This is a genomic window from Pseudonocardia kongjuensis, from assembly GCF_039526905.1.
In the GTDB taxonomy this organism is placed as follows: domain Bacteria; phylum Actinomycetota; class Actinomycetes; order Mycobacteriales; family Pseudonocardiaceae; genus Pseudonocardia; species Pseudonocardia kongjuensis.
The window spans coordinates 1-18,434 of the sequence record NZ_BAAAJK010000041.1 but is presented as its reverse complement, the minus strand read 5'-3'; the positions used below and the strand labels follow the sequence as shown (position 1 = coordinate 18,434).

The 18,434-nt window shown below is 75.8% G+C and carries 15 protein-coding genes; 11 read left to right on the top strand and 4 right to left on the bottom strand.

Annotated elements, in window-relative coordinates; all coding sequences use genetic code 11:
• The first annotated feature begins 72 nt into the window (after positions 1-72).
• From ABD160_RS26735 to ABD160_RS26725, 3 genes are read left to right on the top strand one after another with little or no spacing between them, the layout of a single operon-like run.
• The gene (locus ABD160_RS26735; RefSeq protein ID WP_344027338.1) at positions 73-1,410 is read left to right on the top strand and encodes an LCP family protein; all 1,338 of its coding nucleotides are present in this window, start codon (positions 73-75) and stop codon (positions 1,408-1,410) included.
• Positions 1,411-1,465: 55 nt separating this feature from the next.
• Positions 1,466-2,095 carry a DedA family protein gene (locus ABD160_RS26730; RefSeq protein ID WP_344027336.1) on the top strand — a complete coding sequence of 210 codons (630 nt, stop codon included), beginning with the start codon at positions 1,466-1,468 and terminating at the stop codon, positions 2,093-2,095.
• A 47-nt stretch (positions 2,096-2,142) separates the two neighbouring features.
• Positions 2,143-3,135, top strand: coding sequence for an NADPH:quinone reductase (locus ABD160_RS26725; RefSeq protein ID WP_344027334.1), 993 nt, complete (start codon positions 2,143-2,145; stop codon positions 3,133-3,135).
• A 31-nt stretch (positions 3,136-3,166) separates the two neighbouring features.
• On the opposite strand, the gene ABD160_RS26720 is transcribed toward ABD160_RS26725, so the two are convergent.
• Together ABD160_RS26720 and ABD160_RS26715 are read right to left on the bottom strand one after the other, a co-directional pair.
• Positions 3,167-3,352, bottom strand: coding sequence for a hypothetical protein (locus ABD160_RS26720; protein WP_344027332.1), 186 nt, complete (start codon positions 3,350-3,352; stop codon positions 3,167-3,169).
• Positions 3,353-3,417: 65 nt separating this feature from the next.
• Entirely contained in the window at positions 3,418-3,837 is a 420-nt protein-coding gene (locus tag ABD160_RS26715) for an ATP-binding protein (RefSeq protein ID WP_344027330.1), read from the bottom strand.
• Between the two features lie 165 nt (positions 3,838-4,002).
• Between ABD160_RS26715 and ABD160_RS26710 the strand changes: the two genes are divergently transcribed.
• Positions 4,003-5,100: a glycosyltransferase family 4 protein gene (locus ABD160_RS26710; RefSeq protein ID WP_344027328.1), complete on the top strand. Its 1,098-nt coding sequence runs from the start codon at positions 4,003-4,005 to the stop codon at positions 5,098-5,100.
• Between the two features lie 113 nt (positions 5,101-5,213).
• The gene (locus ABD160_RS26705; protein WP_344027327.1) at positions 5,214-6,074 is read left to right on the top strand and encodes an SAM-dependent methyltransferase; all 861 of its coding nucleotides are present in this window, start codon (positions 5,214-5,216) and stop codon (positions 6,072-6,074) included.
• On the opposite strand, the gene ABD160_RS26700 is transcribed toward ABD160_RS26705, so the two are convergent.
• Positions 6,068-7,570 carry a PucR family transcriptional regulator gene (locus ABD160_RS26700; protein ID WP_344027325.1) on the bottom strand — a complete coding sequence of 501 codons (1,503 nt, stop codon included), beginning with the start codon at positions 7,568-7,570 and terminating at the stop codon, positions 6,068-6,070. The two genes, ABD160_RS26705 and ABD160_RS26700, sit on opposite strands and share 7 nt — an antisense overlap.
• A gap of 135 nt (positions 7,571-7,705) precedes the next feature.
• Here ABD160_RS26700 and ABD160_RS26695 point away from each other — a divergent pair, with 135 nt between their 5' ends.
• From ABD160_RS26695 to ABD160_RS26675, 5 genes are all read left to right on the top strand, one after another.
• Positions 7,706-9,112 (top strand): aspartate aminotransferase family protein, encoded by a 1,407-nt coding sequence (locus ABD160_RS26695; RefSeq protein ID WP_344027323.1) that lies wholly within the window; start codon positions 7,706-7,708, stop codon positions 9,110-9,112.
• A gap of 113 nt (positions 9,113-9,225) precedes the next feature.
• The gene (locus tag ABD160_RS26690; RefSeq protein ID WP_344027321.1) at positions 9,226-11,586 is read left to right on the top strand and encodes a glycerol-3-phosphate 1-O-acyltransferase; all 2,361 of its coding nucleotides are present in this window, start codon (positions 9,226-9,228) and stop codon (positions 11,584-11,586) included.
• Positions 11,573-13,066, top strand: coding sequence for an HAD-IB family hydrolase (locus ABD160_RS26685; RefSeq protein WP_344027319.1), 1,494 nt, complete (start codon positions 11,573-11,575; stop codon positions 13,064-13,066). Before ABD160_RS26690 ends, ABD160_RS26685 begins: the two co-directional genes overlap by 14 nt.
• Positions 13,059-14,492, top strand: coding sequence for a wax ester/triacylglycerol synthase domain-containing protein (locus tag ABD160_RS26680; protein ID WP_344027317.1), 1,434 nt, complete (start codon positions 13,059-13,061; stop codon positions 14,490-14,492). Before ABD160_RS26685 ends, ABD160_RS26680 begins: the two co-directional genes overlap by 8 nt.
• On the top strand, positions 14,489-15,292 hold the full coding sequence (locus ABD160_RS26675; protein ID WP_344027315.1) for an alpha/beta fold hydrolase: 804 nt from the start codon (positions 14,489-14,491) through the stop codon (positions 15,290-15,292). Before ABD160_RS26680 ends, ABD160_RS26675 begins: the two co-directional genes overlap by 4 nt.
• Before the next feature lie 29 nt (positions 15,293-15,321).
• On the opposite strand, the gene ABD160_RS26670 is transcribed toward ABD160_RS26675, so the two are convergent.
• Positions 15,322-15,882: a MarR family winged helix-turn-helix transcriptional regulator gene (locus tag ABD160_RS26670; RefSeq protein ID WP_344027313.1), complete on the bottom strand. Its 561-nt coding sequence runs from the start codon at positions 15,880-15,882 to the stop codon at positions 15,322-15,324.
• 77 nt (positions 15,883-15,959) lie between these two features.
• Between ABD160_RS26670 and ABD160_RS26665 the strand changes: the two genes are divergently transcribed.
• A complete protein-coding gene (locus ABD160_RS26665) occupies positions 15,960-17,762 on the top strand; it encodes an ABC transporter ATP-binding protein (protein WP_344027311.1) in 1,803 nt (600 codons plus the stop codon).
• Positions 17,763-18,434: the final 672 nt, after the last annotated feature.

Sequence of the window (18,434 nt, the reverse complement as noted above, 5' to 3'; positions counted from 1 at the left end):
GTGGGACCCGGCGCTGCGCGCCCCGTGGCACCCGGCGCCGCCCGCCCCGTGGGACCCGGCGCTGCGCGCCCCGTGGCACCCGGCGCCGCCCCACCCCGGCCCCCGGCTGCGGGGCCCGGCCGGTCACCGGCCGGCCCGTCGTCGTCACCGACCGACCGGTTCCGGCCCTGGCCGCGCGCCGAGCGGCCGGCCCCGCGCCCCGCCCGCCGGCTGCGGCGCTGGGCGGCGGCGCTCTCGGCGACCGTCTTCCTCGTCACCGGCGCCGGCTGGGCGGTGCTCGGCGGTGACGGCGGCCTGGTGACCGCCGACGTGACCGGGGAGAGCGTGGCCGACGGCGCCACCGACATCCTGCTGGTCGGCAGCGACTCCCGGGTGGACGCCCGCGGCAATCCGCTGCCCCGCGAGGTCCTCGACGCGCTCGACGCGGGCGACGCCGACGGCCAGCAGAACACCGACACCCTGATGCTGGTCCGGATCCCGGACGATCCCTCGCTCGGCGCGTCCGCGGTGTCCATCCCGCGCGACGCCTGGGTGGAGGTCCCCGGCCTGGGCACGCACAAGATCAACTCGGCGCTGGCCCGCGGCGCGGCGCTCGCCCGGCCCGGGCTGCGGGAGCAGGGCCTGACCGGTCCGGAGCTGGAACGGCAGGCCAACGCGGCGGGCAGCCGGACGCTGGTGCAGACCGTCGAGGCACTCACCGGCGTCTCGGTCGACCACTACGCCCAGGTCAACCTGGCCGGGTTCGCCGAGATCACCCGCGCGCTCGGCGGGGTCCCGGTCTGTCTGAAGGGCCCGGTCGACGACCACTACTCCGGCGCGCGCTTCGCGGCCGGCCCGCAGACCGTGCAGGGCGCCGAGGCACTGTCGTTCGTCCGGCAGCGGCACGGCCTGCCCGGCGGCGACCTGGACCGGGTCCGCCGCCAGCAGGCGTTCCTGGCCGGGCTGACCCACCGGCTGCTGTCGGCGGGCACGCTCGCCGATCCGGTCGCGGTGGCCGGGCTGCTGCGCGCCGTCAACGGCGCCGTCGTGCTCGACCAGGGCTGGGACCTCACCTCGCTGGTCGCGCACGCCGCCGAGCTGCGCGGCGACCGGGTGGAGTTCCGCACCATCCCGACCGGCCGGGCGGACTACCGGACCGGTTCCGAGGGCGTCGCCGTCGAGGTGGACCCGGCGGAGGTCAGCGCGTTCTTCGCGGGGCTCACCGCCCCGGAGCAGCCGCCCACCGACGACCCCGGCCCCGGGGGCGCCGGAGACGGCACCGGAGCAGGCACTGTGGAGGACGACACTGCGCCCACCGCCGGCGCGGGCGAGGGCAGCGCCGCCCCGCGGGGGGACCCGGTTCCCGGGCCGGAACCCGCGAGCGTTCCCCCTCCCGACCTGACCGCCGACGGCGTGCCCTGCGTGGACTGATCCCCACCCGGCACGTTCCCCGAGCCGAGGAGCTCCCATCTCCGAGATCATCGAGTTGCTCAACTCCGTCCCGCTGTGGGTGGTGGTGCTCGTCGCGGGTCTGATCACCCTCGGCGAGACCACGCTGGGGATCGGGCTCGTCCTGCCCGGGGAGACCGTGCTGATCGCGGCGGCGATGGCGGTGCCCGACGTGCCGTCGGCGGTGCTGGTGACCGGTGTCGTCGCGGTCGCGGCGATGGGCGGGGACTCGATCGGCTACACGATCGGGCGCAAGCTCGGCCCCCGGCTGCGGGACTCCCGGCTGATCCGGCGGATGGGGCAGGACAAGTGGGACGACGCGGCCCGCACCCTGCGCAGGCACGGATCGTGGGCGGTGCTGTGCGCCCGGTTCCTGCCGGTGGTGCGCACCATGACACCGGCCGCGGCGGGCGCCTCCGGCCTGCCGCTGCGCCGCTTCCTGCCCGCCGTCGTGGTCGGCGCCACCGCCTGGGCGACCCTGCACGTCGCGGCCGGTTACCTGCTGCGGGAGGCCGCGGAGAAGTTCGAGCACACCTTCGGGCTGCTCGGCTGGGTGCTGCTCGGGATCGGTGTCGTGGCCGGCACGATCGCCTGGAAGGTGCGCCGCCGCCGCGCCGAGGCCCGCAGGCAGGAGGCCCGGGAGAAGGTCGCCGCGCTGCGCGAGTGACCGGGCCCGGCGCGACAGCCCCGCCCGCCGCGGGCAGGATGGCGCCGGTGAAGGCAGTCAGCTACTCCCGCGAGGGCGCGGCCCGCGACGTCCTGACCATCGGCGACCTGGAGACCCCGCAGCCCGGCCCCGGGCAGGTCAGGGTCCGGATCCGCATCTCGGCGGTGAACCCGACCGACACCAAGACCCGCGCGGGCACCACCCCGCGCCCGATCGACGGCGTCCGCGTCCCGCACCAGGACGGCGTCGGCGAGATCGACGCGGTCGGCGAGGGCGTCGACCCGTCCCGGGTGGGGCAGCGGGTGTGGGTGTGGCTCGCCTCGCCCGGCGGCGAGGGCGGTGCGCCGCTCGCCGAGTGGGGCAGCTGCGCGGAGTACACCGTGCTGCCCGCCGCCCAGGCCACCCCGCTGCCCGACGGCGCCCCGGACGATCTCGGCGCCTGCCTCGGCGTGCCGGCGATGACCGCGTACCACTGCGTGTTCGCCGACGGCTCGGTCGCCGGACGCACCGTGCTGGTCACCGGTGGTGCCGGTGCGGTCGGGCACTACGCGATCCAGCTCGCGCGCTGGGCCGGCGCCACCGTGGTGACCACGGTGTCCGGGCCGGACAAGGCCGAGCAGGCCCGTGCGGCGGGGGCCCAGCACGTCGTCAACTACCGGGAGGGCGACCCGGCCGCCGCGATCCTGGACGCCGCCGGGCCGGTCGACCGGATCGTCGAGGTCGCGCTCGCGCAGAACCTCGAGCAGGACCTCGCCGTGCTGCGCCGCGGCGGGCACGTCGTGTCCTACGCGGCGACCCCGCAGGACCCGGCGCTGCCGGTCCGGTCGCTGATGACGGCGAACGCGGTGCTCCGGTTCATGCTGCTCTACAACGTCGACCGGGACGTTCTGGCCGACGCGGCGCGCGGGGTGAGCGTCGCCGCGGCGCACGGTGCGCTCACCCCGCTGCCGATCCACCGGTTCGGGCTCGGCGACGTCGTCGCCGCGCACGAGGCGGTCGAGTCCGGCGTCACCGGCAAGGTCGTGGTCGACCTGCCCTGACGACCACCGGCCCGACCGGCCCCGTCGTCGGTCAGTAGGCGTCCTCGTCCTGGCCGGCGTCGCGGTACTGGTCCGCGACGTCGGCCGGATCGGCCTCGCGGTCCGCGCTCGGCACCGCCGGCACGACCGGATCGTCGTCGTCCCCGGGGAACGCCGGGCGCCGCTGCTCGAGCGCGTCCGCCGGATCGGCCTCGGAGATCGGGGTCTCGGGGCGCATCGTCTCTCCTCTCGCTCGGTCGGTCGCTGCGTACCCGCCCGCCGGGCGGCCCACGCACGGACCGGTCAGCCGGGCCCGACCAGGTGCAGCTGCGGCGTCACCGGCGCGTCGGCCGGCCCCAGCTCGGCCCAGGTCGTCTTGCCCCGCCGATGCCTGCGCACCCCCCAGTCGCGGGCCACCGACCCGACGATCTGCAGGCCGCGCCCGCGGGGTGCGGACGGGTCGAGCGGCCGCTCGCGGCCGGGCACCGGCGACCCGTCGCGGACCGTGAGCCGGACCGACCCGCCGCGCACCCGGGCGGTCAGCAGCATCGGGGTGCCCGCGTGGTCGATCCCGTTGGCGACCAGCTCGTGCAGCACCAGCACCGCGTCGTCGACGAGGGTCTCGCCGAGCAGCGGCGCGAGGAAGCGGCGCAGTTCCAGCCGGGCGAACCGGCAGGCCGACGGCGCCGGTGCCACCCGGAGCCGCCACGAACGGTCCCTCATCCTCGTCCCTCCACTCGGCTCACCGGACGGTGGCTCATCGGACGGCGGTTCGTCGGACAGCCCTGACTACCCGCGGTGGCCGCGGCGCACACGCGATCCGCTCGCCTGGCGGTCCGGCGCGGAGCGGGTACCGTCGGGGTGTTCGACGCGTAGAGCCACCTGCGCGTGCCCGCTGTCAGCGAGCACGACGAGGAGGCCCCGTTGCGCATCGCCGTCATCCGCACGTCCGAGGTTCCCGAGGGGTGCGGCACCGCATCCACCGCCTCCGCACTGGCCGTCGCCGGGCACCGCGTCCTGGTGCTCACCGACCGGCCCGGTGACCACGATCCGGTCGGGCCGGTGACCGGGCCGGGGGAGCTGGAGGTCCGGCCGCTGCCCGCCGCGGGCGCCGGCTTCGGCGACGACCCGCCGGACCTGGTGCACGCGGTCGGCCCGGCGGCCGTCCGGTGGGCGGCCGGGACCGGGGCGCCGGTCGTCGCGTCGTACCCGACCGGCGGCCCGGACCCGGTCGGCCCGCCGGCCGGGGCCGTCGCGGTGCTGGCCGACTCCGAGCACCGGCACGCCGCACTGCTCGCGGCCGGGGTGCCACGCTCGCAGCTGCGCACCGTGCCGGCCTGCGTGGACACCGACGTCTACACCGCGGCGGGCCCGGCCCTGCGCCGCGGCGAGCATCCGCGGCTGGTGCTGGTCGGGTCACTGGCCCCCTGCGCGGGGGCGGGCACCGCGATCCGCGCGCTGGCCCGGGTCCGCGACGCCGAACTGCTCGTCGCCGGCGGCGCCGCCGGCGACGACCCGGACCGGGACCGGCTGTTCGCGATCGCCCGGGAGGCCGGGGTGACCGGGCGGGTCCGGTTCCTCGGGCCGGTCGGCGACGCGCTGCGGCCGCGGCTGCTGCGCTCCGCCGACGTCGTCCTGGACGTCCCCGGCCGCGACGTCCCGGTGACCCCGGTGCTGCAGGCGATGGCCTGCGCCCGGCCGGTGGTGGGCTCCTCGGTCGGCGGCTCCGCCGATGCGGTGGTCGACCGGGTGACCGGCCTGCTGGTCCGGCCCGGGCGACCGGCCGACGTCGCGGCCGCCGTGCGCGACCTGCTCGCCGACGAGGCCATGCGGGCCGGTTACGGCATCGCCGGGCGGGACCGTGCGGTGTCCCGCTTCGACCGGGCCCGGATCGCCGTCGCGCTGACCGCGCTCTACGGCGGGCTGGTCGGGGTGCCGCCGGAGACCGAGACCGAGACCGAGACCGAGTTGGAGCTGCTCGGCTAGGGCCGGGGTGCACCCGGGCGATGGCTGCCCGGATGTCCGGGTCGTCCTCACCCACCCGGGTGATCATCCCGCAGTCAATGAGCATTGCTAACTACATCTCGTACGGTGGCCCCATGCGTACCGCCGACGACCAGTGGGACATCACCAGCAGCGTGGGAGCCACCGCCCTGGCGGTCGCCGCCGGGCGGGCCGCCGAGAGCCGGCGCGCCGACCGGCTGGTCGACGACCCGTTCGCGCAGGCGTTCGTGGACGCCGCCGGGCCGGTGCTCGACGTGCCCGACGACCCGCCCGGTCCCCGGGAGGCGCAGGCCACCTACCAGGGGGTGCGGTCCCGGTACTTCGACGAGTCGCTGCTCGGCGCCGGCACCGGCCAGGTGGTGCTGCTCGCCGCCGGTCTGGACGCCCGCGCGCTGCGCCTGCGCTGGCCCGCCGGCACCACCGTCTTCGAGATCGACCAGCCGCAGGTGCTGGCGTTCAAGGACGACGTGCTCGCGGCCGTCGGCCACCCGCCCACCGCCCGCCGGGTCGGCGTCCCGGCCGACCTGCGGCAGGACTGGCCGGCCGCACTGACCGGCGCCGGGTTCGATCCCGCCCGGCCGACCGCGTGGCTCGCCGAGGGACTGCTGCCCTACCTGCCCGCCGACGCCGAGGCGCTGCTGTTCGAGCGGGTACAGGCGCTGTCCGCACCGGGCAGCCGGATCGCCGTCGAGCACTTCGGGGACGCGGCCCGCCGGATCGTGTCCGATCCGGATCTGCGGTCGCTGTCGCGGCGGCTGATCGGGATCGACGTGCGCGAGCTGTTCTTCGACGAGCCGCGCGCGCGGACTCCGGCCGAGCGGCTCCGCGGGTACGGCTGGACGGTCCGGGTGGACCCGGTCGCCGAGGTCGCGGACCGGTACGGCCGGCCGCTCGACGGCGGCGTCGCGGAGGCGATGGGTGAGGTCGAGCTGCTGCGGGCGGACCGCGCTCAGTGACCGGCCCGGCGCAGCCCGAGCAGCGCCAGGTGCACCGACGTGCGCACCTCCGGCTCGGTCAGGTCGGCACCGACCAGCGCCGACAGCCGGCGCAGCCGGGCGTAGGCGGCGGGCCGGCCGGTGCCGATCCGGCGCGCGAACTCGGCGACGACGCCGCCCGCGTCGACCAGCGCGTCCAGCCCGGCCAGCGCCTGCTCGCGCTCGGGCCCGGGCAGTGCGAGCACCGGGCCGAGCTGCTCCTCGACGAAGCCGAGCAGCCGCGGATCGTCGCCGAGCCGCCACACCAGGCCGCGCACGCCGAGCCGGCCGCCGCGCGGCGGTACCGGCGGCCGGGCGCCGTCCGGCGAGGTGGACCGGTACGCCGCGGCCACCGCGCGGGCCTCCCGCAGCAGCTCCGGGAGCCGGTCGAACGGGCCGGGCCCGGCGACCGCCGCGACGGCGCCGGCCGGGAGCAGCCGGACCAGCTCGTCGGCGCGGGAACCGGCGCCGGCCCGGCGGGGGAGCGGCACCAGCACGATCTCCGCCCCGCCGGCGGTCGCGACCACGGCGTCCGGGACGACCGCCGGTGCGGTCCCGGCGGACCCGCCGTCGAGCAGCACCACCTCGAACTCCCCGGTGGTGTCGATCCCGGCGGCGCGGGCGCGCACCGCGAGCCGATCGGTGTCCACCGGTGTCGCGTCCGCGAGCGCGCCGAGCAGCGCGGCGTGCGCCGCCCGCAGCAGCCCGGCCGGGGCGCCGTCGCGGACCAGCAGCGACAGCGCGTCGGCGGCGTGCCCGAGCACCGCGGCGATCCGGTCCTCGGCGTCGGCGGCGGGCCGGGCCGGGACGGCGAGCCGGCCCCATCGCGCACCCGGCAGGCCGACCGGCGCGGTCCGCCAGCCCTCCGGGCCGGCCGGGCCGGCCAGCCGGGACCGGGCCGGCCAGTCCCGCAGGTCCGGCTCGCCCGCGGTGAGCAGCACCCGGTGCGCCAGGTCCTCGCACACCACCGGGCCGTCCAGCAGGGTGGCGGCCTCGGCGAGCACCCGCTGCGGGTCGGCGCCGTGCAGGGTCAGCGTCCGGAACGCGCTGCCCGCGTGCTCGGTGAACGACGCGCGAGCGTGCCGTTCGACCAGGATCGTCTCCAGCACCCCGGCGACGACGTCGGCGAAGCGCACCGTGCGGCGCAGCTCGACCAGCGGGAACCCCGCCGCCCGGGCGGCCTGCACCAGCGGATCGGGCAGGGTGGCGAGGTGCTGGCCGATCTCGACGACCAGCCCGACGCCGCCGGCGGCGCGCACCGCCGCGACGTAGCGGGCCGGATCGGTGGTCGGATCGGCGGCGGGCAGCCCGACCGACAGGACCAGCACGCCGTCCGGCAGCGTCCCGGCGGGCTCGGCCAGCTCGCTGACGTGCACCCAGCGGACCTCGGTGCCCAGCGCGGCCCGCCCGGCGCGGACGGCCGGTGCCCCGGCCCGGACCTCCGGGCGGGCCAGCACGTCCGCGATCGTCGGATACACCTGACGCACTCCGTTCTCGTCCGGGTCGAAGACGATACGAATCGTATCCATGGGGCCGGAGGTGCAGGCCGGACGATCGGACGGACGACCGCGACCGCCGCACGGCACGGGCACCGACACCGACAGGAGTCCCCCATGACCGCACTCGAGGACCGCACCCCCGCCGCCGACCGGCCGCCGATGTCCGCGGCCGCCCAGGCCGCCGGGAAGCACCTGTGGATGCACTTCGCCCGGATGCACGGCCGGGACGGTGACCAGCCGATCCCGGTGGTCACCCGCGGCGAGGGCACCTACCTGTGGGACGACCGCGGCCACCGGGTGCTCGACGGGCTCGCCGGGCTGTTCGTCGTGCAGGCCGGCCACGGCCGCCGCGAGCTCGCCGAGGCGGCCGCGAAGCAGGCGTCCGAGCTGGCGTACTTCCCGGTCTGGGGGTACACGACCCCGCCCGCCGCCGAGCTCGCCGAGCGGCTGGCGCATCTCGCACCGGGCGACCTGAACCGGGTGTTCTTCACCTCCGGCGGCGGCGAGGCCGTCGAGTCGGCGTGGAAGGTCGCCAAGCAGTACTTCAAGCTGCGCGGCAAGCCGGCCAAGCACAAGGTGATCAGCCGGATGACGGCCTACCACGGCACCCCGCACGGGGCGCTGGCGATCACCGGGCTGCCCGCGATGAAGCAGGACTTCGAGCCGCTCGCGCCCGGCGGGTTCCGGGTGCCGAACACCAACCTCTACCGGCATCCCGAGTTCGACGGCGACGCCGAGGCGCTCGGCCGATGGGCCGCCGACCGGGTGGAGGAGGCCATCCTGTTCGAGGGCCCGGGCACCGTCGCCGCGGTCGTCGTGGAGCCGGTGCAGAACTCCGGCGGCTGCCTGACCGCGCCGCCGTCGTACTTCGCCCGGCTCCGCGAGATCTGCGACCGGCACGACGTGCTGCTGGTCTCCGACGAGGTGATCAACGCGTTCGGCCGGCAGGGGCATCCGTTCGCCTGCGCGAAGTTCGGCTTCACCCCGGACATCGTCACCTGCGCCAAGGGCATGACCTCCGGCTACGGCCCGCTCGGCGCGATGATCGCCTCGGAGAAGGTGATCGAGCCGTTCCTGGAGCCGGGCGTCACCTTCCCGCACGGCTACACCTGGGGCGGGCACCCGGTCTCGGCGGCCGTCGCGCTGGCCAACCTGGACCTGATGGAGCGCGAGGACCTCTACGGCAACGTGCTCGCGAACGAGCAGGCGTTCGGCGACACCCTGGGCCGGCTGCTGGACCTGCCGATCGTCGGCGACGTCCGCGGCGACGGCTACTTCTGGGCGATCGAGCTGGTCCGGGACAAGGCCACCCGGGAGACGTTCGACGCCGCCGCCCGGGAGCGGCTGGTCAAGCAGTTCCTGCCCGGGGCGCTGTTCGAGAACGGCCTCTACTGCCGCCCCGACGACCGCGGCGACGTCGTCGTCCAGCTCGCGCCGCCGCTGATCGCCGGGCAGGCCGAGTTCGACGAGATGGAGCAGATCCTGCGGCACACCCTCACCGAGGCGCAGCGCGTGATCTGACCCCGCGTCCCGGGCCCGGCAGACCGTGTCGCGAAGTTGTTCGGCAACCGCCCGGTAACTACGTTGTGCCGGGGGATGCGTCGCGACGCGGCGGGCCGGCGCGAGGGGGATCGATGACGACCGACGGACTGCTCGGCACGCGCGAGGTGGTGATCACCCAGCCCCGCTCCTTCACCGAACGGTCGATCCTGCAACGCTGGGCGGAGCGGGAGCACCCGGGTGCCCGGGTGGTGTCGATCGGCGCCGGTCTGGAGGCCCCGGCCGCGCTCGGCGAGGCGCTCGACGGCGACGACACCGTGATCGTCCCGGCCCGGGTCACCTGGGTGACGCCCGAGCCGGACGCGTCCGGCGCGCTGCGCAAGCTGGCCGGGCTCGCGACCACCGCCGCGATGCGGGTCGCCTGGTCGCCGCTGCACCCGACGATGGCCCGGCACCGGCCGGACGCGGCCCGGGTCGTCGCGGGCGAGCCGGCCACCGTCGCCGACCTGGTGTCCCGGTTCGTCGCCCAGGAGAACGGCCGCCCCGGCTCCGTCGGGTTCAGCCGGTTCGTCGCCCGGCAGGCCGTGCTGGCCTGCGACCGCGCCGAGCGGCGCATCCTCGGCGACCGCTACAAGGTGCCCCGCCGGATGGTCGAGCAGATCACCTCGTCCACCCGGTTCCCGAAGCTGGTCGACCGGCTCGTCCGGCAGACCGGCTCGACGAAGGCCGAGATCGAGCAGCAGCTCGGGAGCTGCCTGAAGGAGATGGCGGCGGTGCAGAGCCCGCCGGCGATCGACGTCTTCCGGGCGATGATGGGCCCGATGCACACCAAGGCCTGGGACGTGCAGGTCGACGAGTCCGGGCTGGAGCGGCTGCGCGAGCTCAACCGGGAGCACGCGCTGGTCTTCCTGCCGAGCCACCGCTCCTACGCCGATCCGCTGGTGTTCGCCGAGGTGCTGCACGAGCGGAACTTCCCGCGCAATCACGTGCTCGGCGGCAACAACCTGTCGTTCTGGCCGATGGGCGCGCTGGGCAGGCGGGCCGGGGTGGTGTTCATCCGGCGCAGCTTCGGCGGCGACACCGTCTACAAGGCCGCCATCCAGGAGTACCTCGGCCATCTGCTGGCGAAGCGGTTCAACCTGGAGTGGTACATCGAGGGCGGCCGCAGCCGCACCGGCAAGCTGCGCCGCCCCCGCTACGGGCTGCTGCGCTACCTGGTCGCCGCGATGGAGGACCGGCCCGAGCTGGACGCGGTGCTGGTCCCGGTCTCGATCGTCTACGACCAGCTGCACGAGGTCGGCGCGATGGCCGCCGAGCAGCGCGGCGGGGAGAAGAAGGCCGAGGGCCTGGGCTGGCTCTACGGCTACTTCCGCGACCAGCGCCGGCACGTCGGCACCGCCCGCGTCCGGTTCGCCGAGCCGCTCTCGCTGCGCCGGGCACTGGCCGACGCCGGCGACGGATCGGCCCGGCTGGAGAAGGTCGCGTTCCGGGTGTGCGCCGGCATCAACCGGGTCACCCCGGCGACGGCCACCTCGCTGGCGACCTTCGCGCTGCTCAGCGCCCGGGACCGGGCGCTGACCCTGCAGCAGGTCCGGGAGGTCGTCGCCCCGCTGGCCGACTACCTGGAGGCGCGCGGCGTCCCGGTGCCGATCGCCGAGCTGCGCACCCGGCACGGCCTGCGGATGACCCTGGACCGGCTGGCCGAGGCGGGCGTCGTCACCATCTACTCCGGCGGCACCGAGCCGGTGTTCTCGATCAGCTCGGGCCGCCACCACGTCGCCGCGTTCTACCGCAACGGGGCGCTGCACCACCTGCTGAACCGGGCGATGCTGGAGCTGGCGCTGCTGCGGGTCGGCGACGCCGGCGAGGAGGACGATCCGGTCGACGTCGCGTGGCGCGAGCTCGCCCGGCTGCGGGACCTGCTGAAGTTCGAGTTCTTCTTCTCCACCCGCCGCGAGTTCCGCGACGAGATCCTGCGCGAGGCCGATCTCGTCGACTCCGGCTGGCGGCGGCGTGCCGGGCAGCCCGCGGACGCGCGCGCCGCGCTGCGCCGGGCCCCGCTGCTCGTCGCGCCCGGCGTGCTGCGGTCGTTCTTCGACGCCCAGCTCGTCGTCGCCGACCGGCTCGCCGCGCTCGGCGACGACCCGCTCGGCGACGAGGACGACTTCCTGAACGACTGCCTCGGCGTCGGCAGGCAGATGCTGATGCAGCGCCGCCTGGACCGGCCCGACTCGGTGTCGCGCGAGCTGTACGCGACGGCGCTGCGCCTGGCCGAGAACCGGGACCTGCTGCACTCGGCGTCGCCGGGCGCGCGGCGGGCGGACTGGCTGGCCGAGGTCGGCGCGGTGATCGACGACCTGGGACGGCTCGCCGACCTGCACCGGGCCCGGCTGGAGGTGGTACTCGGCGACGGCGACGATCCGCCGCCGGAGCCGGTCGTGCCGGACCGGGGGACGAAGGAACGTGCGGAGGGGGACAGCGGTGTCGCGAGCTGACGGAGCCGGTACGGCGCGGGCCGAGCGGCTCGCCGCCGTCCGGGCGGCGCCGCCCGGGCCGGGCACCATCGCCTACTTCGACTACGACGGCACCGTCATCGACGGCTACTCGGCGGGCGCGTTCTACCGGCGACGGCTGCGCGAGTTCGACGTCGGCCCGGTCGAGATGGTGCGCACCGTGCTGTCCGGGATGCGCGGGATCCGCACCGACGACGACTTCAAGGAGTTCCTCTCCATCACCCTCGCGACCTGGCAGGGCCGCACCGAGGCCGAGCTGGTCGCGCTCGGCAACGACCTGTTCCGGGACGAGATCGCCGGCGCGCTGCACCCCGAGGTCTGGGAGCTCGTCGCCGCCCACCAGGAGCAGGGCCACCAGGTGGTGATGGCGTCGTCGGCGACCCGGTTCCAGGTGCAGCCGATGGCCGACGAGCTGGGCGCCGACCGGGTGCTGTGCACCGAGCTGGAGGTGGACGACGACGGCGTGCTCACCGGCCGGGTCGTCGGGACGTCGCTGTGGGGGCCCGGCAAGGCGGAGGCGGTGCGCGCCGACGCCGCCGCGCAGGGCGTCGACCCGGCCGACTGCTTCGGCTACGCCAACGGCACCGAGGACGCCGAGTTCCTCTCCTCCGTCGGCCGTCCGGTCGCGGTGTCGCCGACCGACTCGCTGCGCGCGCTCGCCACCCGGCAGGGCTGGCCGATCCTGGACTGCGCCCCGCGCGGCGGGCTGTTCCCCGGGGTCACCGACGTCGCCCGGACCGCCATCTTCTACGGCGGCATGGCCGGCGGGCTCGCCGCCGCGGCGGGCGCCGGGCTGCTGCACGGCTCGCGGCGCAAGTTCGTCGACCTGGCCGCCGGGGTGGGGGCCGACGTCGCGTTCGGACTGTCCGGGATCGACGTCGAGGTGACCGGGGCGGAGCACCTGGTGTCCGCCCGGCCGTGCGTGTTCGTGTTCAACCACCAGTCCAAGTTCGACGTCCCGATCCTGATGAAGCTGCTCCGCGACGGGTTCACCGGGGTGGCGAAGAAGGAGGCCGCGGCGATCCCGGTCTGGGGGCAGCTGTTCCAGATCGCCGACGTCGCGTTCGTCGACCGCGGCAACACCACGAAGGCCAGGGAGGCGCTGCAGCCGGCCGTCGAGAAGCTCCGCGACGAGGGCATCTCGCTGGCCATCGCGCCGGAGGGCACCCGCTCGCCGACGCCGCGCCTGGGCCGGTTCAAGAAGGGCGCCTTCCACATCGCGATGCAGGCGGGCGTCCCGATCGTCCCGCTGGTCATCCGCAACGCCGGGGAGATCATGTGGCGGGGTGCGCAGACGCTGCGCGGGGGGACCGTGCAGGTCGTCGTGCATCCGCCGATCGACACCACGCACTGGGTGCCCGAGGACGCGGGCAAGCACGCCGAGGAGGTCCGCACGCTGTTCCTGGACACCCTCGCCCGGTGGCCGGAGCGCCGTCCGCACCTCGGTGGGCACGATGAGTGAGACGTCGCTGACCTGGGGATCGGTCCGCGAGATGTCGCCGTTCGAGGTGATGATGTGGCGGGCCGAGTCCGATCCCCGCTACCGGGCGCCGGTGCTGGCCGTCGAGCTGCTCGACGAGAAGCCGGACTGGGAACGGCTGGTCGCCGCGACCGAGTGGGCGACCCGGATGGTGCCGCGGTTCCGGGAGCGGGTCCGTGAGCCGCTGGCCGGGCTCGGCACCCCCTACTGGATCCACGACGTCGAGTTCGACCTGCACTACCACCTGCGCCGGGTGCGGATCCCCGGCTCCGGGCCCGGCTTCTGGGCCGAGCTCGCGCCGATCGCCGAGCAGTTCATGATGACGCCGTTCGACCGGGAGCGGCCGCCCTGGGAGGCGACCCTCGTCGAGGGCCTGCCGGGCGGGCGGGCCGCCTTCCTGCTCAAGCTGCACCACGTGCTCACCGACGGCATGGGCGTCGTCCAGCTGCTGTCCCAGCTGCACAGCCGGCGCCGCGAGCACGACCCGGACAAGCCGCAGCCCGCCGCGCCCGCGGCCGAGGCGCCCGATCCGCTCGCCGAGGTCGACCGGCTGGTCCGCCGCGAGGCCGGCCTGCTGCCCGCGGCCGCCCGGATGACCCGCGACGTGCTCGGCGCGCTGACCCATCCGGTGTCGGCGGTCCGGGACACCGTCCGCTGGGTGGAGTCCGCCACCCGGGTGCTCGCGCCGCCGCCCGGCGGGGCCTCGGAGCTGCTGCGCCCGCGCGGGCTGTCCTGGCGGTTCGTCGCGCTCGACACCGGGTTCGCCGACCTGCGTGCGGCCGGGAAGTCGGTCGGCGGGACGTTCAACGACGCCTACGTCGCCGCGCTGCTCGGCGCCTTCCGCCTCTACCACGAGAAGCTGGGCCGGCCGGTCGCGCCGGAGACGACGCTGCGCACCTCGGTGCCGGTGTCGGTGCGCCGCAGCGGTGACGCCGCCGGCGGCAACCGCTGGGCGCCGGCCCGGCTGGCCGCGCCGATGGGCGTCGTCGACCCGGCGGAACGGATCCGCGCCGTCGGCGCGCAGATGCGGGCCGCCCGGGACGAGCCGGCGCTGGAGAGCCCGGACGTCGTCGCGCCGCTGCTGGCCCGGCTGCCCGGCCCGCTGCTCACCCTGGTCGCCGGCGGCTCGACCGCCGGGAACGACCTGCAGGCGTCGAACGTGCCGGGACTGCGTTCCGAGGCGTTCCTGTGCGGGGCGCGGATCGACCGCGTCTACCCGTTCGCGCCGCTGCCCGGCTGTGCCGCGATGATCTCGGTGGTGACCCACGGCGACACGTGTTGCGTGGGGGCCAATCTCGACGCCGCCGCCGTCACCGACCGGGAGCTGTTCGCCGAGTGCCTCGCCGCCGGGTTCGCGGAGGTGCTGTCGCTGCGTCCGGGGGCCGCGGAGCCCGTGATCGTCCGGTGACCGGGTTCCACCGGAGCGGCTCCGGCGAGCCGTTGCTGCTGCTGCACGGCATGACGTCGTCGTGGCGGGCCTGGCGGCCGGTGCTGCCGCTGCTGGAGGAGCACCACGAGGTGTGGGCGGTGACGATGCCCGGCCACCTGGGCGGCCCGGAGCTCCCGGACGGCGACTTCTCGCTCGATCTGCTGGTGGACGCGCTGGTGCAGCGCCTCGACGAGCTGGGGATCGACCGGACGCCGCACGTCGTCGGGAACTCGCTCGGCGGCTGGGCCGCGCTCGAGCTGGCCCGGCGCGGCCGGGCCCGGTCGGTGGTGGCGCTCTCGCCGGCCGGGGCGTGGGCGGTCCCGTCGGACCTGTACCGGCTGCTCGCCACGTTCCGGATCGGCGCGCTGCTCGCCGGCTGGGCGCCGGTGCGGGTGCTCGCGTCCTGCCGCTCGCTGCGCCGGCTGCTGCTGCGCACGGTGTCCGAGCACGCCGACCGCTACTCCGCCGAGGACGTCGACGTGCTGTTCGACGATCTCGCCGGGTGCACCGCGCTCGATCCGCTGCTCAGCGCGGCCACGATGGACACCATGATCGCGCCGTTCGACCGGGCGCCGTGCCCGGTCCGGATCGCCTGGGCCGGCGCCGACCGCACGATCCCGTTCGGCCGCTACGCCGAGCCGATGATGGCGGCGGTGCCGGACGCGGATCTGGTGGTGCTGCCGGGCGTCGGGCACGTTCCGATGGTGGACAATCCAGCGCTCGTGGCGTGGACGATCCTGCAGCACACCCGCTACGAGGTGGCCCTGCGGGAGCGCTGACGCCGCACGCGGCTCGTCCGCCGCGCAGCTCAGCGGGCGTGGCCGGGCTCCGGTGTCCCGCCGGGTACCTCCCGCCGGTCCGTGCCGTTGGGGCCGTCCGTGCCGTCCGTGCCGTCCGTGCCGTCCGTGCCGTCCGGGGCGTGCGGGGCGTGCGGGGCGGCCGGCTCCGGCGGGTGCCGCAGGACCCCCAGGATCCGGGCGAGCTCGGCCCGGTCACGATCGGGCAGCCGGTCGAACACCTGCCGGGCCCCGTCGGCGCGGGCCTCGCGGATCGCCCCGGCGGTGCCGGCGCCCCGTTCGGTGAGCCGCAGCCGCACGGCACGGCGGTCGCCCGGATCCGCCACCCGTTCCACCAGTCCCGGACCGGCCAGCCCGTCGACCACCTCGGTCGCCGAGCGCGGGGTGATCCGCAGGTGCCGGGCCAGCTCACCGGGCCGCATCTCGCCGTGCCGGGCCAGCGTGATCAGCGCCCTGGCCTGCGACGGCGTCAGGTCCCAGGTGGTCAGCGCCGCCGCCGAGGCGTGCCGCACCTGGCGGGCGACCGCCCAGAAGGCGTCGACGAGCTCACTCGCGGGATCGGGATCGGGCACGGGAACAGGCTAGCAACCAACGGTGTTGTTGCCTCATAGTGAGGTAACCACAGTACCTGTTCGCGAAGGAGTCCCACTTGGAGCCAGGTGTCCCGAACCGGCCCGGACGGCCGGACACCCGCACCCCGTCCCCGGAGGAGCGGGAGCAGGCCCGCGCGGTCTCGCTGCACCGGATCGGCGCCCTGTTCGCGCCGCACCGGGGCCCGCTCGCGGTCGTCGTCGCGACGATCGCCGTCTCCTCGGTCGTCGGGATGGCGTCACCGTTCCTGCTGCGCGAGGTCATCGACGTCGCCCTGCCGCAGCGCGACGTCGTCCTGCTCGCCTGGCTGGCCGGCGGGATGGTGGCGGTCGCCGCGGTCACCGCCGCGCTCGGCGTCGCCCAGACCTGGATCTCGACCCGGATCGGTCAGGAGGTCATGCACGGCCTGCGCACCGCTGTCTTCGCACACCTGCAGCGGCAGAGCCCGGCCTTCTTCGTCCGGACCCGTACCGGCGAGGTGCAGTCCCGGATCATGAACGACATCGGCGGCATGCAGTCGGTGGTCACCGGCACGGCCACCTCGGTCGCGTCGAACCTGACCACCACGGTCGCCACTCTGGTCGCGATGCTGGCGCTGTCCTGGCAGCTCACGCTGGTCTCGCTGGTGGTGCTGCCGCCTGCGGTGCTGCTGGCCCGCCGGGTCGGCCGCACCCGGCGCGCGGTGACCGCCGCGCAGCAGCGCGAGCTGGCCGATCTCAACGTCGCCGTCGAGGAGAGTCTCTCGGTCAGCGGTGCGACCCTGTCCCGGACGCTGGGCAGCGGGCCCGAGCTCACCCGCCGGTTCACCGGCTCGTCGTCCCGGCTGATCGGGCTGGAGCTGCGCGCCCAGCTCGCCGGACGGTGGTCGATGGCGGTGACCCAGGTCGTGTTCGCCGCCGTCCCGGCCGTCATCTACCTGTCCGCGGGCCTGCCGTTCACCGCGGGCACGCTGAGCATCGGCACGCTGGTCGCCTTCACCGCGTTGCAGGCCGGGCTGTTCCGGCCGGTCATGGGACTGCTCTCGACCGGGGTGCAGATCGTCGCGTCGCTGGCGCTGTTCGCGCGCATCTTCGAGTACCTGGACCTGCCGGTCGACGTCGCCGAGCCGCGGCATCCGGTCCCGGTCGATCACGCGCGGGTGCGCGGGCACGTGCGGCTGGAGGACGTCACCTACGCCTACCCGGGCAGCGGCACCGCCGCCGTCGCCGGGATCGACCTGGACGTGCCGGCCGGCAGCACCCTGGCGCTGGTCGGCGAGACCGGGTCCGGGAAGTCGACCCTGGCCGGGCTGGTCGCCCGGCTGCACGACCCGACGTCGGGCCGGGTGACGATCGACGGCGTCGACGTCCGGGACCTGGCCACCGCCGATCTCACCCGGATCGTCGGTGTGGTGAGCCAGGAGACGTACCTGTTGCACACCACCGTCCGGGAGAACCTGCGGCACGCCCGGCCGGACGCGAGCGACGCCGAGATCGAGGCCGCCGCCCGGGCCGCGCAGGTGCACGACCTGATCAGCGCGCTGCCCGACGGGTACGACACCGTCGTCGGATCCCGCGGGCACCGCTTCTCCGGTGGGGAGAAGCAGCGGATCGCGATCGCCCGCACGCTGCTGCGCGACCCGCGGGTGCTGGTGCTCGACGAGGCCACCAGTGCGCTGGACACCCGCACCGAACGGGCCGTGCAGGCTGCCTTCGACGAGCTGTCCCGCGGCCGCACGACGATCACGATCGCGCACCGGCTGTCCACCGTCCGCGACGCCGACCGGATCGTCGTGCTCGACCACGGCCGGATCGCCGAGGCGGGCAGTCACGACGAGCTGCTGGCCGGATCCGGCCGCTACGCGGCGCTCGCCGCGGCCTGAGCCCGTCGTCCGTCCGTCCGTCCGTCGGTCGGGGTGGGTGCCGGACGGGCTACGGTGCCGGACAACGCCGGTCGCCGGTGTCGGGGAGACCGTCGGCCGGGGTCGCGACGTCGGACGCCCGATGTCCGGCGTCGGAGTCTGGCGTCGGATGTCGGGCTCCGGGCGTCGGATGTCGGGCTCCGGGTGTCGATGTCGGAGTCGCCCCCTCCGGTCCGGCGTCGATGCCGACCGTCGTGGTCACGTTTCCGCAGCTCGGACGGTGTGGGAGCGGAACGATTCGCGGGGTCGTCGGCCGATGGCCGGGGCGGTGTGGACGACGTCCTGCGGTCGGCGAGCCGGACCCGCCCGCCGGTTCGACGCGGTGCGGTTTCCCGCGGCGCCCGGCGTGGGATCGTCGGGTGCCGGTCCCTCGCGAGCCCGGCTCCGGTGGGGGAGTAGCACTGCGCTCGGCGTTGGGGTCGGGGGTGGCACTGCGCTGTGGGTCGGGGTCGGGGTCGGGGGTGGCACTGCGCTGTGGGTCGGGGTCGGGGGTGGCACTGCGCCGAGGGTCGGGTCGGGTCGCGTCGGTGATCGGTACGGGGCCGATCACCGGGTGCGGACCCGGTCGGGGGCCTGTCAAGATCTCTGTGTAAGTCGATCCAGAAATTGTCAGGACAGGTAGGGACTGAGACG